The sequence below is a fragment of the Salipiger sp. IMCC34102 genome (assembly GCF_004145405.1).
GTDB lineage: Bacteria > Pseudomonadota > Alphaproteobacteria > Rhodobacterales > Rhodobacteraceae > Loktanella.
The window spans coordinates 147,800-174,683 of sequence record NZ_SELQ01000006.1; the positions used below are offsets into that span (position 1 = coordinate 147,800).

General features: G+C 67.9%; 26 protein-coding genes. 14 read left to right on the forward strand and 12 right to left on the reverse strand.

What is annotated here, in order from left to right:
* Positions 1 to 24: 24 nt before the first annotated feature.
* The 8 genes from EU805_RS13395 to EU805_RS13430 all read right to left on the reverse strand — a co-directional run bounded on the left by EU805_RS13395 (position 25) and on the right by EU805_RS13430 (position 7,316).
* Positions 25 to 375 carry a hypothetical protein gene (locus EU805_RS13395; protein WP_129764491.1) on the reverse strand — a complete coding sequence of 117 codons (351 nt, stop codon included), beginning with the start codon at positions 373 to 375 and terminating at the stop codon, positions 25 to 27.
* 104 nt (positions 376 to 479) lie between these two features.
* A complete protein-coding gene (gene cobM / locus EU805_RS13400) occupies positions 480 to 1,244 on the reverse strand; it encodes a precorrin-4 C(11)-methyltransferase (protein WP_129764492.1) in 765 nt (254 codons plus the stop codon).
* A gap of 64 nt (positions 1,245 to 1,308) precedes the next feature.
* The gene (gene cobJ / locus EU805_RS13405) at positions 1,309 to 3,126 is read right to left on the reverse strand and encodes a precorrin-3B C(17)-methyltransferase (RefSeq protein ID WP_129764493.1); all 1,818 of its coding nucleotides are present in this window, start codon (positions 3,124 to 3,126) and stop codon (positions 1,309 to 1,311) included.
* Entirely contained in the window at positions 3,117 to 3,818 is a 702-nt protein-coding gene (gene cobI, locus EU805_RS13410) for a precorrin-2 C(20)-methyltransferase (protein ID WP_129764575.1), read from the reverse strand. The genes cobJ and cobI overlap by 10 nt, the downstream gene beginning before the upstream one ends.
* 94 nt (positions 3,819 to 3,912) lie before the next feature.
* The gene (cbiE, locus tag EU805_RS13415; protein ID WP_129764494.1) at positions 3,913 to 5,118 is read right to left on the reverse strand and encodes a precorrin-6y C5,15-methyltransferase (decarboxylating) subunit CbiE; all 1,206 of its coding nucleotides are present in this window, start codon (positions 5,116 to 5,118) and stop codon (positions 3,913 to 3,915) included.
* Positions 5,119 to 5,187: 69 nt separating this feature from the next.
* The gene (locus EU805_RS13420) at positions 5,188 to 5,826 is read right to left on the reverse strand and encodes a precorrin-8X methylmutase (RefSeq protein ID WP_129764495.1); all 639 of its coding nucleotides are present in this window, start codon (positions 5,824 to 5,826) and stop codon (positions 5,188 to 5,190) included.
* A 69-nt stretch (positions 5,827 to 5,895) separates the two neighbouring features.
* Entirely contained in the window at positions 5,896 to 7,116 is a 1,221-nt protein-coding gene (locus EU805_RS13425; RefSeq protein WP_129764496.1) for a sirohydrochlorin chelatase, read from the reverse strand.
* On the reverse strand, positions 7,113 to 7,316 hold the full coding sequence (locus EU805_RS13430) for a DUF6732 family protein (RefSeq protein ID WP_129764497.1): 204 nt from the start codon (positions 7,314 to 7,316) through the stop codon (positions 7,113 to 7,115). The genes EU805_RS13425 and EU805_RS13430 overlap by 4 nt, the downstream gene beginning before the upstream one ends.
* A gap of 255 nt (positions 7,317 to 7,571) precedes the next feature.
* Between EU805_RS13430 and EU805_RS13435 the strand changes: the two genes are divergently transcribed.
* Positions 7,572 to 8,558: a glutathione S-transferase family protein gene (locus tag EU805_RS13435; protein WP_129764498.1), complete on the forward strand. Its 987-nt coding sequence runs from the start codon at positions 7,572 to 7,574 to the stop codon at positions 8,556 to 8,558.
* Here EU805_RS13435 and EU805_RS13440 read toward each other — a convergent pair.
* Positions 8,533 to 8,946, reverse strand: a complete 414-nt coding sequence (locus EU805_RS13440) for a response regulator (protein ID WP_129764499.1) — start codon at positions 8,944 to 8,946, stop codon at positions 8,533 to 8,535. The two genes, EU805_RS13435 and EU805_RS13440, sit on opposite strands and share 26 nt — an antisense overlap.
* Positions 8,947 to 9,096: 150 nt before the next feature.
* On the opposite strand from EU805_RS13440, the gene EU805_RS13445 reads away from it, so the two are divergent.
* The 4 genes from EU805_RS13445 to EU805_RS13455 are packed head-to-tail and all read left to right on the forward strand — an operon-like array spanning position 9,097 to position 12,567.
* Positions 9,097 to 9,525, forward strand: a complete 429-nt coding sequence (locus EU805_RS13445) for a DUF1636 domain-containing protein (protein WP_129764500.1) — start codon at positions 9,097 to 9,099, stop codon at positions 9,523 to 9,525.
* Complete coding sequence (locus tag EU805_RS17730) at positions 9,522 to 10,457, forward strand: threonine-phosphate decarboxylase (RefSeq protein WP_242494163.1); 936 nt, start codon at positions 9,522 to 9,524, stop codon at positions 10,455 to 10,457. Before EU805_RS13445 ends, EU805_RS17730 begins: the two co-directional genes overlap by 4 nt.
* A complete protein-coding gene (gene cbiB, locus EU805_RS13450) occupies positions 10,454 to 11,356 on the forward strand; it encodes an adenosylcobinamide-phosphate synthase CbiB (protein ID WP_242494169.1) in 903 nt (300 codons plus the stop codon). The genes EU805_RS17730 and cbiB overlap by 4 nt, the downstream gene beginning before the upstream one ends.
* A 50-nt stretch (positions 11,357 to 11,406) precedes the next feature.
* Positions 11,407 to 12,567: a lytic murein transglycosylase gene (locus tag EU805_RS13455; protein ID WP_129764502.1), complete on the forward strand. Its 1,161-nt coding sequence runs from the start codon at positions 11,407 to 11,409 to the stop codon at positions 12,565 to 12,567.
* Between the two features lie 108 nt (positions 12,568 to 12,675).
* Here the strand turns inward: EU805_RS13455 and EU805_RS13460 are convergent, their stop codons facing one another.
* From EU805_RS13460 to EU805_RS13470, 3 genes are read right to left on the reverse strand one after another with little or no spacing between them, the layout of a single operon-like run.
* Positions 12,676 to 13,722, reverse strand: coding sequence for an ABC transporter substrate-binding protein (locus EU805_RS13460; protein WP_129764503.1), 1,047 nt, complete (start codon positions 13,720 to 13,722; stop codon positions 12,676 to 12,678).
* Positions 13,692 to 15,071, reverse strand: coding sequence for a sensor histidine kinase (locus tag EU805_RS13465; protein ID WP_129764504.1), 1,380 nt, complete (start codon positions 15,069 to 15,071; stop codon positions 13,692 to 13,694). Before EU805_RS13465 ends, EU805_RS13460 begins: the two co-directional genes overlap by 31 nt.
* Entirely contained in the window at positions 15,068 to 15,733 is a 666-nt protein-coding gene (locus EU805_RS13470; protein WP_129764505.1) for a response regulator transcription factor, read from the reverse strand. The genes EU805_RS13465 and EU805_RS13470 overlap by 4 nt, the downstream gene beginning before the upstream one ends.
* A gap of 105 nt (positions 15,734 to 15,838) precedes the next feature.
* On the opposite strand from EU805_RS13470, the gene EU805_RS13475 reads away from it, so the two are divergent.
* From EU805_RS13475 to urtD, 9 genes are all read left to right on the forward strand, one after another.
* A complete protein-coding gene (locus tag EU805_RS13475) occupies positions 15,839 to 16,831 on the forward strand; it encodes a tripartite tricarboxylate transporter substrate binding protein (RefSeq protein WP_129764506.1) in 993 nt (330 codons plus the stop codon).
* Positions 16,832 to 16,918: 87 nt separating this feature from the next.
* Entirely contained in the window at positions 16,919 to 17,404 is a 486-nt protein-coding gene (locus EU805_RS13480) for a tripartite tricarboxylate transporter TctB family protein (protein WP_129764507.1), read from the forward strand.
* Positions 17,405 to 17,415: 11 nt separating this feature from the next.
* A complete protein-coding gene (locus EU805_RS13485) occupies positions 17,416 to 18,933 on the forward strand; it encodes a tripartite tricarboxylate transporter permease (RefSeq protein WP_129764508.1) in 1,518 nt (505 codons plus the stop codon).
* Positions 18,923 to 20,128 carry a CaiB/BaiF CoA-transferase family protein gene (locus EU805_RS13490; protein ID WP_129764509.1) on the forward strand — a complete coding sequence of 402 codons (1,206 nt, stop codon included), beginning with the start codon at positions 18,923 to 18,925 and terminating at the stop codon, positions 20,126 to 20,128. Before EU805_RS13485 ends, EU805_RS13490 begins: the two co-directional genes overlap by 11 nt.
* A 138-nt stretch (positions 20,129 to 20,266) precedes the next feature.
* Positions 20,267 to 21,298, forward strand: coding sequence for an AbrB family transcriptional regulator (locus tag EU805_RS13495; RefSeq protein ID WP_129764510.1), 1,032 nt, complete (start codon positions 20,267 to 20,269; stop codon positions 21,296 to 21,298).
* Positions 21,299 to 21,638: 340 nt separating this feature from the next.
* Positions 21,639 to 22,919 (forward strand): urea ABC transporter substrate-binding protein, encoded by a 1,281-nt coding sequence (urtA, locus tag EU805_RS13500; RefSeq protein WP_129764511.1) that lies wholly within the window; start codon positions 21,639 to 21,641, stop codon positions 22,917 to 22,919.
* Positions 22,920 to 22,977: 58 nt separating this feature from the next.
* On the forward strand, positions 22,978 to 24,906 hold the full coding sequence (urtB, locus tag EU805_RS13505) for an urea ABC transporter permease subunit UrtB (RefSeq protein WP_129764512.1): 1,929 nt from the start codon (positions 22,978 to 22,980) through the stop codon (positions 24,904 to 24,906).
* 4 nt (positions 24,907 to 24,910) lie between these two features.
* The gene (gene urtC, locus EU805_RS13510; protein ID WP_129764513.1) at positions 24,911 to 26,155 is read left to right on the forward strand and encodes an urea ABC transporter permease subunit UrtC; all 1,245 of its coding nucleotides are present in this window, start codon (positions 24,911 to 24,913) and stop codon (positions 26,153 to 26,155) included.
* Positions 26,152 to 26,883 (forward strand): urea ABC transporter ATP-binding protein UrtD, encoded by a 732-nt coding sequence (gene urtD, locus EU805_RS13515; protein WP_129764514.1) that lies wholly within the window; start codon positions 26,152 to 26,154, stop codon positions 26,881 to 26,883. Before urtC ends, urtD begins: the two co-directional genes overlap by 4 nt.
* The last annotated feature ends 1 nt before the right edge of the window (position 26,884 follow it).

The window sequence follows — 26,884 nt, forward strand, 5'->3', positions numbered from 1 at the left end:
ATCGGACAGCCCGGAGGTTCCCGCTCAGGTTCCCGCGATGAGCCCGCTGACCGGGGGTGTCTGGGCCACGAAGTCCGAGGCCGCCCGGTCACGCGCGGGCTGCAACCACTTGAAGGTGAAGGTGCAGGTCTCTCCGGTCACTTCCGAGCCTTGGATGAGCGCTTGGTAAAGGTGCCGCGCACCGTCGTAGATATCGACCCGGCCGCGCAGGATATCGCAGACCCCGGCGTCGAGCGTCATGCCCATTTCGCTGAAGTCGTGGATGCGATAGACCTGATCGCCATCGTGCACGCTTAAGCGGTCTCCGCGCTGCATCGATTGCCGGCGGGCAATTTTCAATCCGCGGGCGACGGCGGTCGGCAGATGGTCTTCCATGGCGCACTCCCTTCGTTCACGACAAAGGTTTAAGCCGCCATGGTAAACTTCAAGTAAAGAATTCCGCCGCGCTGCCGCATTGCACGTGCGGCGGACCGAAGCGTCTAGCGGGCCTTGGGCCGCAGGACATGCGGTTTCGCCGCATCGTAAAGCGCCGAGTCCGGGAACCCGTGTTGCGAACCCAACACAGGTCCGACGAGGATCAGCGCCGTCCGTGTGATCTTGGCCGCCCGCACCTGGGCATGAATGTCCGACAGCGTTCCGCGGAGAATCACCTGGTCCGGCCAGGAGGCCCGGTAGACAACCGCCACGGGGCAGTCCGCGCCGTAATGCGGTGTCAGGACCCGCTCGATCTCGCGCAGTGCCCGAATGCCGAGGTGGATCGCCAGCGTGGTCCCGGTCCGCGCGAAATTCTCCAGCGTCTCGCCGTTGGGCATGGCCGTGGATTTCATGCTCATGCGGGTCAGCACGATCGATTGGCCGACCTCCGGGACCGTCAGTTCCGTCCCCATCGCCGCCGCCGCTGCCGCGTAGGCGGGCACTCCCGGCACGATGGCGTAATCGATCCCGTCCGCCTTCAATCGCCGGATCTGTTCGGCGATCGCGCCGTAGAGCGATGGATCGCCCGAATGGACCCGGGCGACGTCTTCCCCACGTGCATGGGCGGCCAGGATCTCCGCATGGGTTTCGTCCAACGTCATGGACGCGGTGTCGCGAACCCGCGCGCTGGCGGTGGCGTGGGCGACCACCTCCTCCGGCACCAGAGAGCCCGCGTAGAGGCAGACCGGGCAGGCCCCGATCAGGCGCGCGGCCTTCAGCGTCAGAAGCTCCGGGTCGCCGGGACCGGCGCCGATGAAATAGACTGTCATTGCTCTCTCCTGCGGGCTGACGGGAAGAACGGACCCGCCGAAAACGGCGAACAGCAGCCTCCCGTCATGCCAGGTCTCCGTCGATCTTGCGCGCGTAGCCGCGCGGCGTGTACATCCGTGGCCCTTCGCCCAGCTGCGCCAGCCGGGAATTGCTCGACCCCACCAGCACCACCGTCAGCATGTCCACCTCGTCGACCTCCAGCGCGTCCAGCCGCCGGTAGCGCAGGTTCTCTTCGGGCCGCCCCAGCGAGGTTGCCAGCATCACCGGCGTATCCGCGGGCCGGTGTTGCAGAAGGATGTCGCGCGCTTCGGCCAGTAAGGTCCGGCGTGTCTTCGACACCGGGTTGTAGAATGCGATCACGAAGTCGCCTTCCGCCGCGGCCCGCAACCTGCGCAAGATATCCTCCCGCGGCGTCAGCAGATCCGACAGCGAGATCGCGCAGAAGTCATGCCCCAATGGTGCGCCGGCCCGGGCCGCAGCGCCCTGCAAGGCGCTCACGCCGGGCGAGCATACCACCTCGACCCGGCGGGCCGCGTCCGAGACGCCCATCTCTTCGGGCCCGCGGTCAAGCAATTCGAATACCAGCGCGCCCATCGCGTAGATGCCCGCGTCGCCCGAGCAGACCAGCGCCACGTTCAGGCCCCGCGCCGCCTGTTCCAGCGCGTAGCGACAGCGCGCTTCCTCCCCGCCCAGGGGAAAATCCGACCGCGCCTTGCCCGTGGCGAGCGGCCCCAGCAGATCGATGTAAAGCCCGTAACCGACCAACTCCTCGGCCTCCGCCACCAGCCGGGACACCTCGGGCGTGCGCCACGCCGCCTGCCCCGGCCCGATGCCCACGATGGACAACCGGCCCCGTGCGCGCCCCGTCGGGGTCGTGATCGGCAGCGGCGCCTGCGCCAGCGCCGCCGTCGCCTCCGCCGTCTTGCGCTTGGCCACGGTCAAATGCGCTGAATCGCCCGCCAGCGCCAAGGCCGCCCCCTCGCTCACCCCGTGGCAGCCCACTTCTGCGAAGACCACGTCCGAGGGCGTTTCCAATCGTGGGGTGAGCGCCTCCAGCGTGTCGGCGTCGAAGACCCGGAACGGCACGTCCATCGTGCGCGCGAGCGTGTTCATCGCCCCTTCGTCCGCCTTCAGGTCCAGCGAGCCCAGCGCTGCTACCGCCTCCGGCACGATCCCGGCCTCGCGCAGGACGTCGCGCACCAGGTCCGCCAGCTCGTCGGGGGCGCAGCCGCGCGCGCAGCCCAGTCCCAGGGCGTAACGCTGCGGCGCGAACTGCAGATGCGTTCCCGACAGATCCGCATGGATGCCGGGCCCGCAGGTGATCGTGACCCCGTCGCCCTCCGGCAGCCCGTGCAACCACTCCGCCGCCCCGGCATCCGGTCCCGTCACCCGTGCGCCGCCGCCTGCCAGCAAAGCCGCCATCGCCGCCTTCGCATCCAGCGGGTTGACGAGCCGCCAGCCCTCGGGCGGCGCATCGAGCGCCACGCCAAGCGCCACGTCCCCCGCCGTCGTCACGGCCGAGACCGCGCCAAGCGCCTCGGCAATCGTCGCGGCCAGGCGGTTCGCGCCCCGGTGCCCGCCCAGAAGCGGAACCACAACCGCCCCGTCGTCGCTCACCGACAGGACCGGCGGTTCGGCCACCTTGTCCGCAAGCAGGGGCGCCACCGCCCGGATGAGGATGCCGGACGCACAGACGCCGACCACCGGCGTGCCAGCCGTAAAGAGGTCCCGCGCGTGATCCAGCGCATTTGGAAACCAGGCATCCGCGCGGTCCACTCGCCCGTCGCGCCCGTGCACCTGCGCGCCCAGGGCATGCGCCACGCGGTGCGCGACCGCCTCACCAGAGCGCGACAGCGCCATCACAACCGGAGTCACAGCCACGGATCGGCCCCCTTGGTCAGCAAGATCATCGAAAAATAAGGCGCGGTCTTTGGTGCCTCGGCCAGCGGGCAAACCACCTCGTCGGGCAGCGAGGCGCGCTCGACGTAGACCGCCCGCGCGAGAAGGCCAAGTTCCGAGATCACGGTGCGGATCTTGTCCAGGTGTCGCCCGACCTTCATGATCGCGACGCTCTCGGCGCCGGCGATCCGGTCGCGCAGCTCCGCCTCCGGTAGGGGGCCGGGAAGCACCGTCAGACGCTCGTTGCGCGCGACCAGCGGTCGCCCCGCCCGCGCCGCACAAGCGGCGATCGATGTCACGCCGGGCACGACCTCGCAGCGGAACCGCGTCGAAAGCCGGGCGAAGAGATACATGAAGGAGCCGTAGAAGAACGGATCTCCTTCGCACAGGCAGACCACGTCCTCGCCCGCTTCGAGGGCCGCGGCGATCCGTGCGGCCCCTTCGTCGTAGGCGGCTTGGGCGGGACCGCGTTCCACCGTCATCGGAACGTCCATGACGATTTCACGCGCATCTTCGCGGATGAACTCGGCCGCGATCGCACGGGCAAAACTCGCGCCCCCCGCCAGGCTGGGGTAGGCCACGACCGAGGCGCCCTCGATCAGGCGCGCCGCCCGCAGCGTCAGCAGATCAGGCGCGCCCGGCCCCAGCCCCACACCATAGAGCGCGCCGCTCAAAGCCATCCCCGGCTTCTTTGGATTGACAAATACTTGCCCCGCCGGCGAGGCGTCCCGCAGCCGGCAAAGGGCGCGGCGGTCGGTCCTTCCGGCCTCATCGTTTCACCAGGCTCCATTGGGTCACCGGCATCGCGGGCCGCCAGCCGGTCAAACCGCCGACCGGTTCGGCCCGACAGACGGACAGGCGCACCAGATCGCCCCCGTGCCGCGCGTGCAGCGCCATCAGGACGGCTTCGGATTCCAGCGTCACCGCGTTTGCGACCAACCGGCCAAGCGGGCGCAGGGCGTCCCATGCCGCGGCAAAGACCGCTTCGGACAGACCGCCCCCGATGAAGATGGCATCCGGCGGAGTCAGCCCGTCCAGCGCCTCCGGCGCCTGGCCTTCGACCAGTTCCAGCTTGGGCGCGCCCAGCGCCAGGGCGTTGGCCCCCGCCATCGCGCGGCGGTCGTCACGCGGCTCGATCCCGATGGCGCGGGCGTAGCGGGCGGCGCGCATCCATTCGATGGCAACGGACCCCGATCCACAGCCGATGTCCCACAGCAGGGCGCCGCGCATCGGCATGAGCTTGGCCAGCGTCGCCGCGCGCACCTCGCGCTTGGTCATCGTCCCGTCGGATTGGAACAGCGCGTCCTCCAGCCCCGGCACCCGCGGCAGGAGGGCCGCGTCGGGGGCCGCGATGCACTCGACCGCAAGCGTGTTGAACGCCGGCACCTCGTGGTCCCACCCCTCCGCCGTGCCGTCGAAACGCGCCTCCTGCGGGCCGCCCATCGCGGCCAGGACGGTCATCCGGGATTGCCCGAAACCGCGATCCGTCAGGAAACGCGCGATCTGCGCCGGGGTCTGTGCCCCCGTGGTCAGGACCAGAAGCCGCGCGTCGGGTTGGATGAAGGCGACCATCTGCGCCACGGGGCGGCCGTGGACGGTTAGCGTTTCGACATCCGCGAGGCTCCACCCCATTCGTGCGGCGGCCAACTGGAACGCCGAGAGCTGCGGGTGGTAGACGATCTCGGACGGGTCGATGGCGCGCCCGATCCGTGCGCCCACCGAAAACCAGAGCGGATCGCCCGTGACTAGCACGACCGCGCGGCGGCCCCGCAATCCGCGGATCGTGTCTATCATCGCATCGAAAGGCGAGGGCCAGGCCAGCCGTTCGGCCCCCACCGTGCTGGCCAGGGCATGATGGCGATCCCCGCCCAGGATGACCTCTGCGGCTTCGACCACGGCGCGGGTGGCCGGGGTCAGACCGTCGAGACCGTCTTCGCCGATGCCGACGATATGCAACCAGGGCGTGTCAGGCATCGCGGCCCCCGGGGCCGTTCGCGGCAAATGCCTTTCCGATGGGGAAAGTGTCCGGTGCGTCGTTTGCGCTCACGCAGGATCCTCCGGCAAGCCGGCGGCCAGGGCATTCACGGCCGCCGCCGCCATGGCGGATCCGCCGCGCCGGCCGCGCAGGGCGATAAAGTCACAGCCACGCGGATCTGCGGCCAGCTCCGCCTTCGACTCCGCGGCTCCCACGAAGCCCACCGGAAAGCCGAGGATCACGGCAGGCTTCGGCGCGCCTGCCTCCAGCGCCTCCAGCAGGTGGAACAGCGCCGTCGGCGCGTTTCCGATCGCCACCACGGCCCCGGCCAGCCGGTCGCGCCACAACTCCACCGCGGCCGCCGAACGGGTCGTGCCCAAATCCTTCGCAAGGTCGGGCACGCGGGCATCGTTAAGGGTCACGACCACCTCGTTCCGCGCCGGAAGCTGACGGCGGATGATGCCTGCGCCGACCATTTCGCAATCGCACAGGACCGGCGCGCCGGCGGCCAAGGCCGATTGGCCCGCCTCTGCCGCATGGGACGAGAAGGCGAGCCGATCCGCGATCTCGACCATGCCGCAGGCGTGGATCAGCCGGGTCATCACCGGGCGCATCGCCGCCGGGAACCGATCCAGCCGCGCCTCGGCCCGCACGGTGGCGAAGCTTTGCGCGTAGATCGCGGCGGGGTCCTTTTCGTAGGGTCTCAAGGCGCGTCCACCTGTCAGGGAAGGAGAGGGCGGACCCTCCGGGGGGAGTTTATCTGGCCAGATGAAGCATCACGCCTTGGTCGTGCGCCGCGCGCTTTCCGGCCCCAGCGGGTGATTGGCGTGCGGATACTCAGCGTGGTGATGATCGTGGTCGTGATGGTGGTGGTCGTGATGGTGGTGATCATCGCCGTGATGATGGTGATGATGGTGGTGGCCTTTCTGGGCCTCCAGCCGGCACAGCCCGGTGCAGAAAGTGTCGCAGAGCGTGCAGTCCGCCACGTTCGAGCCGGGCGCCGAGGCCCCCTGTCCTTCGACGTGGTGGTGGTGGCTTTCCTGGATCGCACCGACCTCGGCCTCGAAGCCCAGGACCTGCACGCGGTACTTGCACAGCACGCAGGTGGCGGGCGGCGTCGCGTCGAAGGCGGGATGGGCGCGCTGTTCGGGGGTGATATGGATGTGCTCACCATTCGCCAGTGCGAGCACCTGTTCGCGGTATCCGCAGATGCCGCAGTTGGGGGGCGGCGTGGCGCTGTCCTGTTCGCGGATCCGCTCTGCGAAGGTTTCCAGCACCTTCGGATGATCGCCCAGGTATCCCGCCTTCACGAAGGTGACGTCGGGGTTCTTGGCCGCCACCCGATCGGTGAAACCGTAGATCCGGTCGACCAGGATGCCAGAGAACAGGAAATAGGGGAACACGATGACGCGCTTGTAAGGCAGCCGCACCACGTGTTCGAGGCACGGTTCCACCAGCGGGAAGGTGACGCCGGAATAGCCGACCTCCGACCAGCCGAAGCCCATGCCTTCCGACAGCATCCGGGCGATCTTGGCCACGTTGCCGTTGGCATCGGGGTCCGAGGCGCCGCGCCCGATCACCACGAGGCACGTCTCGGTCAGGGGCAGGTCGCCGTGTTTCGCGTTGGCCCGGTCGACGGCCTCCCGGATCCGGCCCGCCGCGGCGGTGATCATCTTGGGATCGACGCCCAGCTCGCGCCCGTAATGGATGTCCATCCCGTGCTGGGTGGCATAGGTGTTCAGCACCGTCGGAATATCGTTCTTGGCGTGCATCGCGGCGAAGAGCATTCCCGGCACCGCCAGGATCCGCTCGCAGCCTGCCTCGCGCAGACGGTCGAGGCCGTCGCGGATCACCGGATTGGCGAACTCCAGGTAGCCGTAGTCGCACATCCAGTCGTCCGGCAGGTAGGCGGGCAGCTTCTGGGCGAGCGTGGCGAACTCGTCCACGGCCGACTGGCTGCGCGAGCCGTGGCCGCAGATCATGACACCGGTCTTCATGCGGGTTCGGCCTCGGCGTCCGGCTCGGCCTTCTTCTTGGCCTTGCGCCCTTTCAGCAAGCCCACGGCCGCGGCGATCCCCGCGGCCCCCAGCAGGATGCCGCCGACCCAGTGGTTGTGCCCCGCGGCATCCACGATGTGGCCGGGATGGGCCGCCACCGGGCCCGCAATCAGGATCATCAGGGCAGTCATGAGGCGCATGGCACAGTCCTTCTGTCGGGCAAGGGATCAGAGCGCCTGCATGGCGGACGATGTCGCGGTGGGGTCCCCTCCAGGGTCGACCCGTACCGCAACCAACCTCTCCGGCCCTTGCGGGCTTCGTCCGGCCCCTCATACGCGTCGCCCCGCGGGATGCAAACCACAAAAGCGGCGCACCGGCCCTGTGCGGCGACGCAGATTGGACCCCGGGCCGCCCGGCATACGTTCCTCTCCAACACAGCGAAAAGGAGAGAGATCATGGGCCTGCTGGTCGACGGAGAATGGCAAGACAAGTGGTATGACACCGACGAGAACGGCGGCAAGTTCGAGCGGGACGAGGCCTCTTTTCGCAACTGGATCACCGCCGACGGAAGCGCCGGACCAAGCGGCGAGGCCGGCTTCGAGGCCGAGTCGGGGCGCTATCACATGTATGTCTCCCTCGCCTGCCCCTGGGCGCACCGGGCGCTCGTCTTCCGCAAGCTCAAGGAGCTGGAGGCGCATATCGACGTCAGTGTCGTGCATCCCCACATGATGGAGAACGGCTGGGAACTGGACGACAGCTGGGAGGGCGCCACCGGCGACACGCTCTTCGACGCGGCCTACCTGCGCGAGATCTACCTCAAGGACACGCCCGACATGACCGGTCGGGTGACCGTACCCCTTTTGTGGGACAAGAAACAGGGCCGGATCGTGAGCAACGAAAGCTCCGAGATCATCCGGATGTTCAACTCCGCGTTCGACGGGATTACCGGCAACACCGACGACTACTGGCCCCGGGATCTGCGCGCCGATATCGAACCGGTGAACGACCGGATCTACAACACCGTCAACAACGGCGTCTACAAGGCGGGCTTCGCATCAAGCCAGGAGGCCTACGACGAGGCCGTGCAACCGCTCTTCGACAGCCTCGACTGGATTGAGGACATCCTGTCGAAGAACCGCTACCTGATGGGCGACCGCATCACGGAGGCCGACTGGCGGCTCTGGACGACGCTGATGCGCTTCGACAACGTCTACAACACGCACTTCAAGTGCAATCGCGCGCGGATCGTGGATTACCCGAACCTGTGGGGCTACACCCGGGAGCTCTATCAATGGCAGACGCCCGAGGGGCCGGTGTCCGACACGGTGAACATGGATCACATCGTGAACCACTATTACTACAGCCACGACATGATCAATCCGAACCGGACCGTGCCGATCAACCCCTGGCCCGACTTCAGCCAGCCTCACGGTCGGGGTTAGGCGGGGTCTTCCCGGTGCCGTAGTGCCATACGATCTCGGCCAGATCTTCGGGTCTGGTCGAGGCGCGCAGGATCGCCCGTGCGTTCTTCGCGTGGCCGAAGATCGAACCGTCCGAGAAGAAGCTGGACCGCGTCACGAAGATCACCGCCGCCTCGGGCTGGCGATAGGCCACCATGTCGGCCACCGGAAACGTCAGGCTGTCGCTGTGCATCAGGTCCAGCACCACGGCATCGTAATGCTGCGTCTCCAACGAATGGATGGCCTGCTCCCCTGTCGAGATCACGTCTACCTTGGCGCCCATGCGCACCAAGTGGCGCGCCCACAGGGCACCAAGCTCGCTCTCTTCCTGGACGATCAGGATGTCATGAGTCGGCGGATCAGAGGTCATGAGAAAACCTTAATTTATTTTAAGCGAAAATGAAATTGAAAGTGGATTCCGCACTAAGGCATCGGCACAGCGAGGCGATATAGCGCGCACGGGCCTTGCGGCCATGACAATTTGCGGTTTCAAAGGACCTTCATCACCTCGAGGCCCGCCATGACCACTTGGATCACCATCTGCGACACCTGCAAACGTGATGGCTGGCTGGCGGATGGCCGCCCCACCGACGGGGAAGCGCTTGCCGCTCTCGTCGAGGCCGCGGCACAGGGCACATCGGTGTTGACCCGGCGCGTGTCCTGCCTGATGGGCTGCCAACACGGGTGCAACGTGGCGGTGCAGGCCAGCGGGAAACTGAATTACACGCTGGGCCGGTTCGACCCGGACCCGGACGCGGCGGAAGGCATCGTGGCCTACGCCGCCCTGCACGCCGACAGCGACACCGGGCAGGTCCCCTACCGCCAGTGGCCGGCCGCGATCAAGGGCCATTTCGTGACGCGCCACCCGCCCCTGCCGCGGGAGGGCGAGGCCTGTGACGGTGACGGCAAGGGCGCCGCGCAAGCCGACGCCGCGGCGGGGTCCGCGTGATCGGCCCGCGCGACCACGGTGGCGGCGTCGACGCGGCGGTGGCCCGCTGGGGCGGAACGCGCGCCGACTGGCTGGATTTGTCGACCGGCATCAATCCGGTGCCTTATCCCTTGCCGGACCTGTCCCCGGATACCTGGACCGACCTGCCCGACGCCGCCGCCGTGACCCGGTTGGAACACCTGGCGCGGGCCTTCTGGCGCGTCCCGCAGGACGCCGCCGTCCTCGCCGTGCCCGGCGCCTCGGCGGCCATCGCGCAATTGCCGCGCCTGCGCCCGGCGGGCCGGGTCGAGATTCCGGGACCGACCTACAATGAACACGGTGCCGCGTTCCGGCTGGCCGGCTGGGACCTGACCGAGAATGCCACCGATGCGCTCGTGGCCGTGCATCCCAACAACCCCGACGGGCTGACGTGGGAGGCCGACCGACTGGACGCGCCCTTCGTGATCCTGGACGAAAGCTTCTGCGACACGATGCCGGAGGCCTCGCTGATTCGCCTCGCGGCCCGCCCGGGCACGGTGGTGCTGAAAAGCTTCGGCAAGTTCTGGGGGCTGGCCGGTCTGCGGCTTGGGTTCGCGATCGGGGATCCCGACCTGATCGGGGACCTGCGCGAAGCGCTCGGCCCCTGGCCCGTCGCAGGTCCGGCGCTCTCCATCGGGGCCGAGGCCCTGGCAGATCCGCAATGGGCCGACGACACGCGCGCGCGCCTGGCGCAGGATGCCGCCCGCCTCGACGCCCTGCTGACCGCGAACGAGGCGGAAGTCATCGGGGGCACGACGCTGTTCCGCCTCTACCGCGTCAGCGATGCCGCCGCCGCGCAGGAGCATCTCGCCGCCCACCGCATCCTCGGGCGGACCTTTCCCTACGCGGACGACTGGCTTCGGCTGGGTCTGCCCGGGCCGGACGGCTGGACGCAACTCGAAGGTGCCTTCTGACGCTCCTGCTGGCCTTGCTGCTGGACGCCGCTGCGGGGGAGCCGCGCTGGCTCTGGTCCCGCCTGCCCCATCCCGCCGTGCTGATGGGCCGCGCCGTGGGCTGGGCCGACACCAGGTTCAACCGGGAGGGGACCGGGCGCATACGCGATGGCGTGCTTTGCATGACCGGGCTCGGGGCCGGGGCCATCGCGCTCGGGTCGGCCCTCTCTGCCCTGCCGGGGGAGGTCGTGGACGTCCTTGTCCTTGCGATCCTGCTGGCGCAGCGCAGCCTCGTCGATCACGTGCGCGCGGTCGCCCGTGCCTTGCGCCATAGCCTGCCCGCGGGACGCACTGCCGTCGCGATGATCGTGGGGCGCGAAACCGCCGGGATGTCGGAACCCGCCGTCGCCCGCGCCGCGATCGAAAGCGCGGCCGAGAACCTGTCGGACGGCGTCATCGCCCCGGCCTTCTGGTTCGCCCTGGCGGGTCTGCCGGGCCTGCTGCTCTACAAGATCACCAACACGGCCGACTCGATGATCGGCTACCGCACGCCGCGCCACGCCAGGTTCGGCTGGGCCGCCGCCCGCTTCGACGATCTGCTGAACTGGATCCCCGCCCGGCTGACCGCCCTGATGATCTGGGCACTTGCCCCAAGCCGCCGCAGCGTCAAGGCGATCCGGGCCGAGGCGCCCTTGCACCGGTCCCCCAACGCGGGATGGCCGGAGGCCGCCATGGCCCAGCATCTGGGCGTCGCCCTCTCGGGCCCGCGCCGCTACGACGGCCAGTTGCGCGATTATCCCTTCGTCAACGCGAGCGGCCGCCACCGGATCGGTCCCGCCGACATCGAGGCGGCCTGCCAAACCCTGTGGCGGACCTGGGGGCTGGCGGTTTTCGCCGCCCTGCTGATCGCCCTGTTTTAAGCAGGCCGCCGCCCTGCTATGGCGTCCCCGACCCAACGTTGGAGACCGCCATGCGCCTTGCCCTCGCCCTTTCGCTACTCGCCACGCCGCTCGCCGCCCAGGTCTGTGGCGGCGACGTGAACACCTTCCGGCAGGGCGTGGTGGACGAGGCCGTGTCGGCGGGTCTCGACCCTGTGGCCGCGCGCGATTTCCTCGCCACCGCCTCGATCGACCAGTCCGTGCTGAACGCCGACCGTAGCCAGGGCGTCTTCCAGATGGACTTCGTCACCTTCTCGCGCCGCCTGATCTCGGCCAACCGGCTGCAGAATGCGCAGACCTACGCGGACCGCTACGACGCCACCTTCGACCGGATCGAGCAGACCTACGGCGTCCCGCGCGGCGTGCTGCTGGCCTTCTGGGCCTTCGAGACCGACTTCGGCCAGGTCCAGGGCGACTACAATACCCGCGACGCGCTCTTCACCCTCGCCCACGACTGCCGCCGGCCCGAGCTCTTCCGTCCCGAGCTGATCGCCGCGATCGAGCTTTACCAGCGCGGCGACTTCCCGCTCGACACCACTGGCGCCTGGGCGGGGGAGATCGGCCAGGTCCAGATGCTGCCGAAGGACATCATCGCCAATGGCATCGACGGCGACGGGGACGGCCACGTGACGCTGAAGACCAGTGCCGAGGACGCGCTGATGTCGGGGGCCAACCTGCTGGCCGACCTTGGCTGGCAGGCGGGGGAACCCGCGATGCAGGAAATCACCGTTCCGGATACGCTCGACTGGGCAACGACGGGGCTGGACAAGACCCGCAGCGTGGCCGAGTGGCAGGCGCAGGGCGTGTCGATCCGCAGCGGTTCCGCCCCGGACCCGAACCTGCAAGCCTCGGTCGTGCTACCGATGGGCCGCAACGGTCCGGCTTTCTTCGCCTACCCCAACTTCCGCGTCTACTTCGAGTGGAACCAGTCCCTGACCTATGTTCTCACGGCCGCCTATTTCGCGACCCGGATCGAGGGCGCACCGGTCTACGACGCAGGCAACCCCGCCCCCGGCCTGTCGGGCGAGGAGATGGTTCGTCTGCAAGAACGCCTGCAGGCGATGGGGTACGACGTGGGCGGCGCGGACGGTATCCTGGGCGAGATGACCCGCGAAGCCGTCCAGCAGGAACAGATTCGCCGGGGCCTGCCCGCCGACGCCTGGCCGACGCAGGATCTTCTGAACGCGCTGTAAGACGCAGAACCGGGCCAAGAGGTCCGGCCTGCCTTCGCCCACCATTGGACGGGGCCGACTGGCCCATGCCCGCCTCATCGTTCGCGCGTTCGGAAGGCGGCACGTCGCTCAGGGTGCTGCATCCACCGTCTGGCGGATCGAGTTTTCCCAGGCGCGAAAGAAGTTCCGCCGGTTCAGCCAGTCGAGGTTCACCATCAGCCCCGGCCCCAGCCGGATCGGACCGAAGCTGGGCGCCGCGGCGTTGCCGATGCCGCTCAACGGTGGCAGCGGCCAATGGGCGGGATCGGGACGCAGACCGATCTCGACCAGGTGATCGATGAACCGGCCCGCGAGATCCGGCGCGCCGGCCTGCCGCGGCACGATCGCGGTCCGCAGCATCACGTTGGCGAAATCCTGCATCTCGACCACGACCAGATCGTCCGACCCTTCGCGCGCAAGCCGTTCACGGGCGTAGCTGCCGAGCACGTTGTAGGCCAGCACGAGGTCGCCGCTCGACAGATCGTCCACCATCGCGCCCGAACAGCAGTAGAGCTTCGGATCGAGCCGTCCCATGACCTCCGACAGGCGCCAGTAGGCTTCCGTCGCGCGGGCATCCTGGGTTGCGAACAGATAGCCCAGCCCGCTTTCGCGCACGTCGTACGTGCCGACCCGCCCCTCGAACCGGTCCGGGTGGTCCCGCAGGAGCGAGATCAGGTCGCGCCGGGTCGTGGGTATCGTCAGATCGGCCACGGCGTTTCGTGCGATCACCACGACGGCGGGCTCCGCGGTGAACGCGAAGATCAGACCGCGCCAGCGGGCCCAATCGGGAAGCGCCTGCGTCGCCTCCGACTGGTAGCGCAAGGCGAAGCCGTCGTTGGCCAGTTGGAACTGCAGGTCCATGGCCGACGACAGGGCCAGGTCGTAACCCGCCCCTTCGCGGATCATCCGCTCGAGATCGGCCGACGAGACGACGCTGTAATCGAGGCCGATCGCGGGATTCTCGGCCGCGAAAGCCGCGAGATAAGGGGCAAAGACATCGAGATCGGCGGTCGAGAGAATACGCAGAACCCGCCCGGAAGTGCCCTCCAGGACGTGACGCTCCTCCAGCCGGGATTGCGCGCTCGCGACGGACCAGAGCGACAGGATCAGCCAGAGGGCAAGATGAGCGACACGCATGCGCCGTTTCCTTCTTCGTCGTTGCAGTTTTCCAGCACCAGCCGTCCACCGTGGGCGCGAAGCACGTCGCGCGTGATGGTCAGCCCCAGGCCGGACCCCACGTGATCCACGGCCGTCGGCCCGCGCCGAAAGCGCTCCGTCAGGTCGTCGAAGTCCCCCGTGCCGAGGCCCGGTCCCTCGTCGCGCACCCGGACGAAGGATTCACCTTCCGACTGGCCCACGACGATGAGCACGTCCGTGGCTTGTGGCGAATATTTCACAGCGTTGTCGAGCACGTTGCGCACGGCCGTGTCGAGCAGGACGGCGTCGCCGCGCACGGGCGCCGGATCGGTGCGCAGCGATATCCCGATATCGCGCATCTGGGCGGTGGGACGGATCGACTCGACGCAGCGCCGCGCCAGTTGCGACAGGTCGACCGGATCGCGCACCAGATCCTCGGCGCGGAAGGCCACCGTCGCGTGGTCCAGAAGCTGCCCCGCCGAACGCGAGCTTTCGTCCACCGCGCGAATGATCCGCCGCAGCCGCTCGCGGTCCGCGTCGGTGTCTGCCTCGCGCAGGGCAAGCTCTGATTGCATGCGCACGGTGGTGAGCGGCGTGCGGATACGGTGGGCCGCCTCGGCGATGAAGTCCTCCGACCGGCGGACCGACTCGGCCAGGCGCAGGATCAGCCGGTCCAGCGCCTTGATCAGCGGCGACAGCTCCGACGGGGCGCGGCGGTGAAGCGGGCGAAGGTCCGACGGCCCGCGCCGGGCGACGGCGCCCGCGATGTCGGACAGGGGCCGCAGCGATGCGCGCGCGGCGATCGCCGACAGCAGGACCGCGATGCAGAAGAACACCACCGAAATCAGCGCCGCGCGGCGCGACAGGTCCGACGCGACCTGCGTGATCCCGGCCCGCGTCTGGGCCACGGTGACCGTGACGGGCACCGGATCGCCGCCGACCGCCACGATGCGCGTCGCACTTGCAAGGCGTACCGTTTCCCCCGCGTAATCGTCCGTGGCGAAAGCCACCCGCCCAATTTCGAGATCACCCTCCGCGATACCCGGCAGATCGTCGTAGCCGGTCAGTAGCCTGCCGCCCGCGACGATCCGGTAGAAGACGCGATCCTCGCTGATCGCGCCCAGCATGGAAAAGGCCGAGTAGGGCAGTTCGAGTTGCACCTCGCCCATCTCGGCGCGCAGCGTCTCGGCGATGCTGGTGACCGAGGCGGCCAGCACGTTGTCCTGCGCCCGACCCACGGCACGGCGGGCGAAATCCGACACGATCAGCCACGACAGGATCGACAGCACCGCCGCCACCCCGGCCAGCAGCAGGGTCAGGCTGCGCAGGATGGAGCCCTGCGGCGTCATTCCGGCAGGTCGAGCCGGTAGCCCAGGCCCCGGACCGTCTCGATCCGCGCGTCGGTGCCCTGAAGCCGTTTGCGCAGGCGCCCGATGTAGACCTCGATCGCGTTTTCGGTGATCTCGGCATCGAAGGAGAACAGGCTGTCCAGCAGCCGGTCCTTGGACATCACCTGCCCCGGATGACGGGCCAACGTCTCCAGCAGGCGCGTTTCGCGATTGCGCAGCTCGGTCGTCTCGTTGCCGCGGCGCAGACTGCCGGAGCTGGGATCGAAGAGCGCCGATCCGATGGCGATCTCGTTGCGCGGCGATCCACCGCGCCGCCGCAGCACGGCCCGGCAGCGGGCTTCCAGTTCCGAGAAGTCGAACGGCTTGGTGATGTAGTCGTCCGCCCCCTGGTCGAGCATGCTGACCCGGTCCGAGATCTGCGCCCGCGCGGTCAGCATGATGACCGGCGTGCCGCCATCGGCGCGGCTGAGCCGCAGAAGGTCGCGCCCGTCACCGTCGGGCAGCATCACGTCGAGCAGGATCAGATCGTAGGAGGCCGCCGCAAGACAGTCCCGCGCCTGCGCCACCGAGCCCGCGTGATCCACCGCGTGCCCGTCGAGGGCCAGGCGTTTCATGATCGCGTCCGCCAGTTCCGTGTTGTCCTCGACCAGGAGGTAGCGCATCGGCGTCCTTCGATCTGCCTGCCGCGTGTCAGGTCCATGTCAGTTTCGCGTGGTGAACACAGGAATGGGCGGTTCATCACCGCCTGTCAAACGGGAGGAATAGAGATGAAGACCACATTCACACGGCGCGCAGCGCTTCTGGCCGCGACGGCCACCATCGCCTTCGGCAGCACGGCCCGGGCCGAGCAGCACATGGCCGAACAGGTCATGGAAGACCTGCACTTCGTCGTGCCCGGCGGCGCGGGCGGCGGCTGGGACGGTACCGCGCGCGGCACCGGCGAGGCGCTGACCAACTCCGGCCTCGTGGGCTCTGCCAGCTACGAGAACATGTCCGGCGGCGGTGGCGGCACGGCCATCAACTACATGATCGAGAACGCCGAAAGCCTCGACAATACGGTGATGGTGAACTCCACCCCCATCGTGATCCGGTCGCTGACGGGCGTGTTCCCGCAGTCGTTCCGCGACCTCACCCTGGTGGCCGGCACGATCGGCGACTACGCGGCCCTCGTCGTGCCCACCGACAGCGAGATCGCCGACATGGACGGCCTTCTGGCGACGTTCCAGGAACAGGGCGACGACTTCGCCGTGGGCGGCGGGTCGGTGCCGGGTGGCATGGACCATCTTGTCGCGGCATTGGTGATGCGGGCGGCCGGCGAAGATCCGACCATGCTGAACTACATCCCCTACGACGCGGGCGGAGAAGCCATGGCGGGCCTTCTGTCGGGCGAGATCGACGCGCTTTCCACCGGCCTGTCCGAGGCGATCGCCCTGGCAGAGCAGGACGAGGTCCGCATCCTGGGCATCACCGCCGCCGAGCGCGTGCCGGCCTACGACAGCGCCCCTACCTTCGCCGAACAGGGCATCGACACCGAATTCGTGAACTGGCGCGGCTTCTTCGCAGCCCCGGGCCTGCCGGAAGAGCAGGTCTCGGCCATGCAGGAAGCCTTTTCCAAGATGTACGAAACCGACGCCTGGGAAGAAGTCCGCGCGCGCAACGGTTGGGTGAACATCTACAACGAGGGCGAAGATTTCCGCAGCTTCCTCGAAGCGCAGGAGCAGGAAATCGGCGACCTGATGCGCGAGCTGGGCTTCCTCTAAGGGCCCTTTCGCGATGGGTGGGCGGCCGGCGCGTTCCGACCGCCCGCCTTTCTCTTCAAACGCAACATTCCCAAGGAGGAGGACGTCATGGCGCTCGACCGATGGATCGCGCTCGTCTTCGTGGCATTCTGCTGCGCATACGGCTACGCTGCATTCTTCACGATGGACCAGCTGCTGCCACCCTTCATGCAGCGCAACCCGGTCTGGCCGTCGACCTTCCCCAAGATCCTCAGCGTCTTCGGCGTGATCGTAGGACTGGTCGTCCTCTTCGGGCTCGAAGCGGTAGAGACCTCCGAGCCGTCCCCCACCGACATCAACTGGCGGCGCCTGCACGAATACAAGCTCGGACAGGCCTTGGCGCTGCTCGCCATGATGGTGATCTACGCGCTCGCCCTGCGTCCCGCGGGGTTCCTTTTGTCCACGACCGTGTTCCTTGCGGGCGGCAGCGCGCTTCTGGGCGAACGCCGCTGGCACATCCTGCTGCCGGTCGCGCTGCTGGCCACGGGGTCCATCTGGTATCTCGTGGAGGAAGTGCTCGGCATCTTCCTGCGCCCCCTGCCCACCTTCCTGTGAAAGGCTGATCCATGCTCGAAGGCATCCTCCTCGGCCTGTCGGCCGCCCTGTCCGTCCAGAACATCCTCATGGTGGTCGCCGGGTGCCTGATCGGCACCTTCATCGGCATGTTGCCGGGCCTGGGGCCGATGTCGATCATCGCCATCATGATCCCGGTGGCGATCACGCTGGGCGATCCCACCGCGGCGTTGATCCTGCTGGCGGGCGTCTACTACGGCGCGATCTTCGGCGGTTCCACCTCGTCGATCCTGCTGAACGCGCCGGGGGTGGCGGGCACCGTCGCCACCAGCTTCGACGGCTACCCGATGGCCCGCAAGGGACAGGCGGGCAAGGCGCTGACCATCGCCGCCGTCGCCAGTTTCGCGGGCGGCACCATCGGTGCGATCTTGCTGGCCATCTTCGCGCCGGCCCTGTCGTCGGTGGCGCTGCTGTTCCATTCTGCCGAGTATTTCGCGCTGATGGTCGTGGGCCTGTCGGCCATCGCGGCCTTCGCGGGCAGCGGGCAGGTCTTCAAGGCGCTCTTGATGACCGTGCTGGGTCTGATCCTCGCGACCGTGGGCGAAGGGGCGCTCTTCAACATGCCGCGCTTCACCATGGGGTTGATGGACCTTCAATCGGGCATCAGCTTCATCACGCTGGCCATGGCGATGTTCGCCCTGCCGGAGGCGATCTACCTCGTGCTCGACCCCAAGCGGTCCGAGACCGGGAGCAGTTCCGGCAAGATCGAGAACCTGCGCTTTTCACGCGCCGAAGGCCGCGCCATGATGCCGGTGATCGGGCGACAGTCCGTGCAAGGCTTCTTCATCGGCGTGCTTCCCGGGGCCGGGGCGACCATCGCGTCCTTCCTGGGCTACGCCGTGGAGCGCAACATCGCCTCGGAAGAGGAGCAAAAGGAGTTCGGCAAGGGCTCCGTCAAGGGCCTCGCCGCGCCCGAGACCGCCAATAACGCGGCCTGCACCGGCTCCTTCGTCCCGCTTCTGACGCTGGGCATTCCGGGATCGGGCACCACCGCGATCCTGCTGGGCGCGCTCATCGCGCTGAACGTGACGCCGGGTCCGCGCCTGATGATCGACGAGCCAGATATCTTCTGGGCGGTCATCATCTCGATGTATATCGGCAATCTGGTGCTTCTGGTGCTGAACCTGCCGCTGATCCCCTACATCGCCAAGATCCTGACCATCCCGCGCACGTTCCTGATCCCGTTCATCCTCTTCTTCACGCTGATGGGCGCCTATATCGGCCAGAACAATTCGACCGAGCTTCTGATGCTGGTGGGGCTGGGGGTGCTGGCGACGATCTTCAAGTTCGCCGATTACCCGCTGGCACCGCTGCTGATCGGCTTCATCCTCGGCACCATGCTGGAGGACAACTTCGCGCGCTCGATGCAGCTGTATCGCGGGCTGGACTTCATCTGGGAACGGCCGATGACGCTTGGCCTGCTGATCCTGGCCGCGGTCCTGGTCCTGCTGCCCAGCTTCCGGGCCTACCGCGCGCGACTGAAGGCGCGGGGCGTGGCCGATGGCGACTGATCCCACGAAACCGCTGGCGGGCATCCGGGTCCTGGACCTGACCAACGTGCTCGCCGGCCCCTTCGCCTGCCATCAGCTGGCGCACCTCGGCGCCGAGGTCATCAAGGTCGAAGCCCCGGGTCGCGGCGACCTGGCGCGCAACCTGGGCGCGGACCCCGAACTGTCGGCACAGGGCATGGGGATCAGCTTCCTTGCGCAGAACGCCGGCAAGCAGTCCATCACCCTGAACCTCAAGGATCCGCGCGGCAAAGCGGCGCTGAAACGCCTGGTAAGCACGGCCGACGTGCTGGTCGAGAATTTCCGCCCCGGCGTGATGGCCCGACTGGACCTTGGGCCGGAGGTTCTGCGGGCGGAGAACCCGCGGCTGGTCTATTGCGCGATCTCGGGCTTCGGTCAGGACGGCCCCTGGGCCGATCGTCCGGCCTACGACCAGATCGTGCAGGGCGCCTCCGGCGTGATGTCGATCACCGGCGACGCGGACAGCGCGCCGCTGCGCGTGGGCTACCCGCTGGCGGACACGGTGGGCGGTCTGACCGCCGCCATGGCAATCTGCGCGGCCCTTCAGGCCGATCCGCGCGGCTGCGTCATCGACGTCTCGATGCTGGATTCGGTGCTGGCGACGATGGGGTGGGTCGTCTCGAACCACCTAGTGGGCGGTGTCGCGCCTGCGCCGCAAGGCAACGAGAACCCGACCTCGGCCCCCTCGGGCGCGTTTCAGTGCGCGGACGGGCTTTTGAACATCGCGGCCAACCGCGACGAACAATGGGAGACCCTTGCGCACCACCTTGGCCGCGCCGATCTTTTGGAGCGGCCCGACTACGCCACGCGGGAGGACCGCAAGGCAAACCGTCTGACCCTGAAGGCCGAGTTGGAGACAGTACTGACCACCCGCCCCGCCGAAGAATGGGCCAATGCGCTCAACGCCCAGGGCGTGCCCGCCGGGGCGGTGATGAGCGTGCCCGACATCCTGTCGCACCCGCAGGTGGCCGGTCGCGATTTCCTCGCGCGCTTCGACGGCGTGCCGGGGGTGGCGCGTCCCATCGACCTGGTCCGCATCGGGGCGATGGTCGACGGGCAGCGGCCGGCGGTCGAGGCCCCTCCCCCCGCGCTCGGAGCGCAGACCGAGGCGATCCTGCAAGACCTCGGCTATGCGGAGGGAGAGATCGCCGCGATGAAACGAGACGGCGTGACATGAGCGCGCTATGCGACAGGTGGTGCGCCTCGATCGTCGACATGGAGCCGGGACGCCCTTGCCGGCGTGGCACTCCGACCGGAATGGTCATCGACACGCTAAGGTTCACGCAGACGGCCCCGCCGCGCTATCGCCGGGCGTATGACGGACGTTAGAAGCACCATCTCCACGTTGCTCCTGGCCGTGGCGGGGGCGGCCGCCTTCTGGGCGCTCGGCTTTCCGGCAGCCCCCTTGACCGGACCTGCGGCCTTCGTGTCGGTCGCCACGCTTCTGGGCATGCGGGCGGGCATTCCCGACCGGCTGCGCGACGGCATCTTCGTGGTGCTGGGCCTGTCCATCGGAACGACGGTCACGCCAGAGGTTATCGGTCTGGTCGTGACCTTGCCCATTTCGCTTGCGGTGCTGGTCGCGACGCTGCTGATCTCGATCGCGCTGAACCGCCTGCTGCTGCGTCGCGCCTTCGGGTTCGCGCCGATGACCGCGCTTCTGGCCGCCACGCCGGGGCACCTGAGTTTCGTGCTCGGCCTGTCGGATGATCTGAAGGCCGACATTCCGCGCATCGCGCTGGTCCAGTCCGCGCGGGTCGTGCTGCTGACCCTGCTCGTGCCGGTGATCATCGCGGCCTGGGGCGTGGAGGGGACGGCCAGTGTACCCGACAGCCCGCCCATCGGTCCGGTCCCCTTCGCGATCATCGCCGCGCTGTCCCTGGGCTTGGGTCTGCTGTTCAAACGCCTCTGCGTCCCCGCGGCACTTCTGCTGGGGGCGATCACCGTTTCGGCCGCTGGCCATGGCACCGGCCTGACCCCCGGTGCGCTGCCCGACTGGCTGACCACCGCCGCTTTCGTCGGCATGGGCGGGCTGATCGGCAGTCGGTTCACGGGGCTCGACATCCGGCAGTTGACCGGAGCGCTTTTGGCGGGGGTGGTGGTCACGTTGATCTCCTGCCTGTGCGCCGCATTGGGGGCGGTGCTCGTTTCCGTCACGCTGGGGCTGCCGGTGGCCGAGCTGTTGCTGGCCTTCGCCCCCGGCGGGGTCGAGATCATGGCCGCCATCGCCATCGAGACGGGCCTCGGGGCCGCCGTGGTCGCCATGCACCACGTCTTCCGCCTGCTCGTCCTTTCCGCCGCGATCCCGGTGCTCGTGGCGCGGGCCGGCAAGGCGCGGGGCCACTGACCGGGACCGCGGACACACGATCCTGCGTGACGATCGGCTAAATACGGCGCAGCCTTCGGGCGGAATGATCGGCGCCCTGCCCGTTTGCCCTTCGACCTTCGGGGATTGTGCCCAAGTTTTGGGCAAACCGGTGCAACCCGGCACGTCCCAAAGGACGGATTCGTGACTCGCAGGCGGCCTGACAGAAGGATCAGCCTTGCCGATCGCAGGTCGGCACCTCCGGGCGCGCAACTTACGGCTGCTGCGCCGGAAGATCTCTAACCGAAGTCGCGTGCGGGGCACGACGGCGCACCATGAGGCGCGCCCGGCCCGCGCACGCCCAATTCAGGGACTGACCACCATGATCCGAACCGCCACTTTGACCGCCATCCTCTGCGCCGGCGCCTTGCCCGCCGTGGCCCAGGACGCCGACTGCCCGATCAAGGTCGGTGTGCTGCACTCTCTGTCGGGGACCATGGCTATCTCGGAGACGACGCTGAAGGACGCCATGCTGATGCTGGTCGAGCAGCAAAACGCCGACGGCGGCCTGCTGGGCTGCGACCTTGAGGCCGTCGTCGTCGATCCCGCCTCCGACTGGCCGCGCTTTGCCGAGCTGGGGCGCCAGCTTCTGACCGAGGACGAGGTCGACGTGATCTTCGGCTCCTGGACCTCCGTCAGCCGCAAGTCGGTCCTGCCGGTGTTGGAAGAGCTGAACGGCCTGATGTTCTACCCCGTCCAGTACGAAGGCGAGGAATCGTCCAAGAACGTCTTCTATACCGGCGCCGCCCCGAACCAGCAGGCGATTCCGGCGGTGGACTACTTCCTCGAGGAACTCGGGGTCGAGAAATTCGCACTTCTGGGCACCGACTACGTCTATCCGCGCACCACGAACAACATCCTCGAATCCTACCTGATGGACCAGGGGATCGCCGAGGAGGACATCTTCGTCAACTACACCCCCTTCGGTCATTCCGACTGGTCGACCATCGTCTCGGACGTGATCGAGCTGGGCTCCGACGGGTCCCAGGTGGGCGTGATCTCCACCATCAACGGTGACGCCAACGTGGGCTTCTACAAGGAACTGGCGGCGCAGGAAGTCAGTGCCGACGACATTCCCGTCGTGGCCTTCTCGGTCGGTGAAGAAGAGCTGTCGGGATTCGACACCTCCGAACTGGTGGGGCACCTGGCGGCCTGGAACTACTTCCAGTCGGCCGAAAGCCCCGAGAACGAGGAGTTCATCGCCGCCTGGCAGGAGTTCATCGGCGACGAGGCCCGCGTGACCAACGACCCGATGGAGGCGCATTACATCGGCTTCAACATGTGGGTGAACGCGGTCGAAGAGGCTGGGACCACCGACGTCGACGCCGTGCGCGAGGCGATGTGGGGACAGGAATATCCGAACCTGACCGGCGGTACCGCGGTAATGGGCACGAACCACCACCTCGCCAAGCCCGTGCTGATCGGTGAGATCCGCGAAGACGGACAGTTCGACATCATCTCGGAAACCGATCCCGTGCCGGGCGACGCCTGGACGGATTACCTGCCCGACAGCGCCGTCCTGGAGAGCGACTGGAGCGAGCTGGAATGCGGCATGTACAACACCGAGACCGAAAGCTGCGTGCAGCTGACCTCGAACTACTGATCCCGACCGGGGGCGCGGCATCCGCGCCCCCCCTTCCCTTTCCTCAGGACCGTTTTCGATGATCCGCTTCCTGCTCGCCTTCCTGCTGACGACCCTTTCCGCGCCCGCCCTCGCGCAGGCGGATCTGCAGACCATCCTGCAGACCCACGCCGATGAAGTCGAAAGCCCCGGGCGGCGCACCGTGGCCCCGGTGATCGAGGATCTGTTGGCGTCCGGCTTGCCGTCGGTGCCGATGTTCCTCGAAGCCTGGCAAGGCCGCGACATCGTGCGCAACGCCGAGGACGGTCTGTTCTACATCGCGGGCGCGGAAAAGGACGACACGGTCACGCTGATCGACATAGCAAGCAAAGAGCCGGTGGCGACCGCGCCCGACGCAGCCCTGTCCGAGGCCCGCCCCAACGGCGGCGTCCGCCGCGTGATCGGCGCGGCCCTGGTGCAGTTCCGCCTGTCCGATCCCGATCCGCAGGCCCGACGCGACGCGCTCGCCTCCATCGCGCGGCGGCCGGACGCCGACCAGATCGAACCGTTGCGCGGATCGCTGGACACCGAAGAGAACGCCCGCATCCGCGCCGAGAAGGAGCGTCTTCTGAACATCCTCGTCGCCCGCTTCGGCGCGACGACGCAAGCCCGGGTCGATGCGATCGAGGCGCTGTCGGGCAGCATCACCCCCGACGCCCGCGCGGCCCTCGCCCAGATCCTCGAAACCGAGGAAGGGGTGGGCACCGAGGCCCCCGGCGGTAACGTGGCGGGCCCGGTCACCCTATCCCCGGACGAGGCCTACGCCAGACTGGTCGACGAAGGCCTCGCCCCGCCGATCGTCACCCCCGCCGCGATCCGCGACGCGATCCTGGCGAACGCCGAGGGCGACAGCGTCGCGGGGATCCCGCTGGCGACCCTGAACACCGACGCTGCCCGCCGCGCGGCCTATGACAGGCTTGCGACCGACGGGCGCGCCTCCCCCTTCGTCACGCAAGCTCAAGTCGATGCCGCCCTCGCGATCCATCGGTTCGACGCGATCTATACCGAGGCCGATCCCGCCGTCACCGAAGCCGCCCTGGCAAGCCTCTCCGCGGTCGAGCGGCAGGTCGCGTTGAACCAGACGGCCGATCTGGCGCTCGACGCGATCTCGCTGGCGTCGATCTACTTTTTGGCAGCCATCGGCCTTGCGATCACCTTCGGCGTGATGGGCGTGATCAACATGGCGCATGGCGAGTTCATCATGATGGGCGCCTATACCGGCTACGTGGTGCAGCAATTCGTGCCGGACTACACGCTCAGCCTGGTCATCGCGCTTCCCCTGGCCTTCGTCGTGGCCGCGGCGGCCGGCATCGCGATGGAGCGTCTGGTGATCCGCCACCTTTACCACCGCCCGCTCGAGACGCTGCTGGCCACCTTCGGCATCTCCATCGCGCTGCAGCAACTGGCCAAGAACATCTTCGGCACGCAGGCCCGTCCTCTGACCTCGCCCGGTTGGCTGAGCGGTCAATGGGTCGCCAACGAACTGGTCTCGATCAGCTACATCCGGATCGCGATCTTCGTGCTCGCGCTGGCCTTCCTCGAGCTGCTCCTCTTCATCCTCAACCGCACCCGCCTGGGGCTGGAGGTTCGCGCCGTCACCCAGAACCCTGGCATGGCGGCGTCCATGGGGATCGACCCCGACCGGATCAACATGCTGACCTTTGGGCTGGGCTCCGGCATTGCGGGGATCGCGGGGGTGGCGATCGGGCTTTACGCGCAGGTCACCTCCGAGATGGGGGCCAACTACATCGTGCAAAGCTTCATGACCGTGGTCGTGGGCGGTGTCGGCAACGTCTGGGGGACGCTCGCGGGCGCAGGCCTGATCGGCGTGCTGCAGAAGACCATCGAGGGGTTCAACCCGTCGAACACGCTGGCCGCGCAGACCTACATGATCCTCTTCATCATCCTGTTTATCCAGTTCCGGCCCCGCGGCATCGTCGCGCTGCGCGGCCGCGCGGCAGAGGGCTGATCACATGACCGACGCAACGCTTTCCTACCGTGCGCAACGCCCGCCGATCAAGCGGACCTCGACGATGATCTTCCTGGGCACGCTCACGGTCTTCGTCGTGCTGGTCACGGTGCTTTCGGGGGCCGATCTTATCTCGACCTCCTTCGTGAAACTTCTGGGCAAGACGCTGTGCCTGGCGCTTGCCGCCGTCGCAATGGACGTGGTCTGGGGCTACACCGGCATCCTGAGCCTCGGTCACATGGCCTTCTTCGGACTGGGTGGCTACATGATCGGCATGTGGCTGATGTGGGCCCGGACGGAAGCCATCGTGCAAGCCAACCTTGCCACCCAGTCCCTGCCTCCCACCCCGGCGGAGCTGCGAGACGCCATCGGCGGGCAGATATTCGGCGTCGTGGGCACCTCCGACATCCCGCTCATCTGGAGTTTCGCGCATGCGCTGCCGTTGCAGTTGATCCTCGTCGTGGCGGTGCCGGGGCTTCTGGCGTTGGTCTTCGGCTGGCTTGCCTTCCGCAGCCGGGTCACCGGCGTCTACCTGTCGATCCTGACGCAAGCGATGACGCTGGCGCTGTCTCTCTACCTTTTCCAGAACGACTCCGGCTTGCGCGGCAACAACGGCCTGTCGGGTCTGCAGAACATCCCCGGCTTCGAGAACACCTCGCAAGCCTGGATCTCGCTCACCTTCTTCTGGGCCTCGGCCCTGGCGCTGGGACTGGGATACCTTCTGTTCGCCTGGGTCGTCTCGGGCCGCATGGGATCTGTCCTGCGCGCCGTGCGCGACGACGAGGCGCGGGTGCGGTTCCTGGGCTACCACGTGGAAAGCTTCAAGCTTTTCGCCTTCACCCTGACGGCCATCGTCACCGGCATCGCGGGCGCGCTCTATTATCCGCAGGCCGGCATCATCAACCCCGGAGAGGTCGCGCCCATCGCCTCGATCTACCTTGCCGTCTGGGTCGCGATCGGCGGGCGCGGCAGGCTCTACGGGGCTGCCATCGGGGCCATCGCCGTCTCGCTCCTGTCGAACTGGTTCACCTCCGGCGGGGTGCCCGACATAGACCTGGGCTTCTACGAGATCCGCTGGACCGAATGGTGGCTGGTGTTGCTGGGCGCGGGTTTCGTCTGCGTGACGCTCTTCGCGCCGAAGGGGCTGGGCGGGCTCGTGGACCTGATCGCCCGGCGGACCGATCCCGACCGGCAAGGCGCCTACGGCCCCGACACCGGTGCCAAACGCACATCGGAGGGCGCGGAATGAGCTTGCTGGAAGTCGACGGGATTTCCGTCACCTTCGACGGGTTCCGGGCGATCAACGGATTGTCCTTCGTGATCGCGGAGCCCGAGCTGCGCGCCGTGATCGGTCCCAACGGTGCGGGCAAGACCACCTTCATGGACATCGTCACCGGCAAGACCAAACCCGACAGCGGCAAGGTCCTGTGGGGAGAGGACAACACGAACCTGATCGGCCAGTCTGAATCCACCATCGCGCGGGCGGGCATCGGCCGGAAGTTCCAGAAGCCCACCGTCTTCGAGGACCAGACCGTGCGCGAAAACCTCTCGATGGCACTGAAGGACCGGCGCGGGCCTTTCGCCGTCCTGTTCGGCGACGGCGGCAACCAGGCCCGGCTGATGGAGATCGCCGAGGAAGTCGGCCTCGCCGCCCATGTCGCCCGCTCTGCCGGGGAGTTGAGCCACGGCCAGAAGCAATGGCTTGAGATCGGAATGCTGCTGGCACAGGAGCCGCGCCTTCTTCTCGTCGACGAGCCCGCAGCCGGCATGACCCCCGAAGAGCGCGAGCACACCACCGACCTGCTCAAGCGGCTGGCCTTGAAACACGCGGTGGTCGTCGTCGAGCACGACATGGAGTTCGTCCGCCGCCTCGACTGCCGGGTGACGGTGCTGCACGAAGGCCGGGTCCTGGCCGAGGGCAGCCTCGATCACGTGACGAAGAATCAGGACGTCATCGACGTCTACCTGGGGCGCTGAC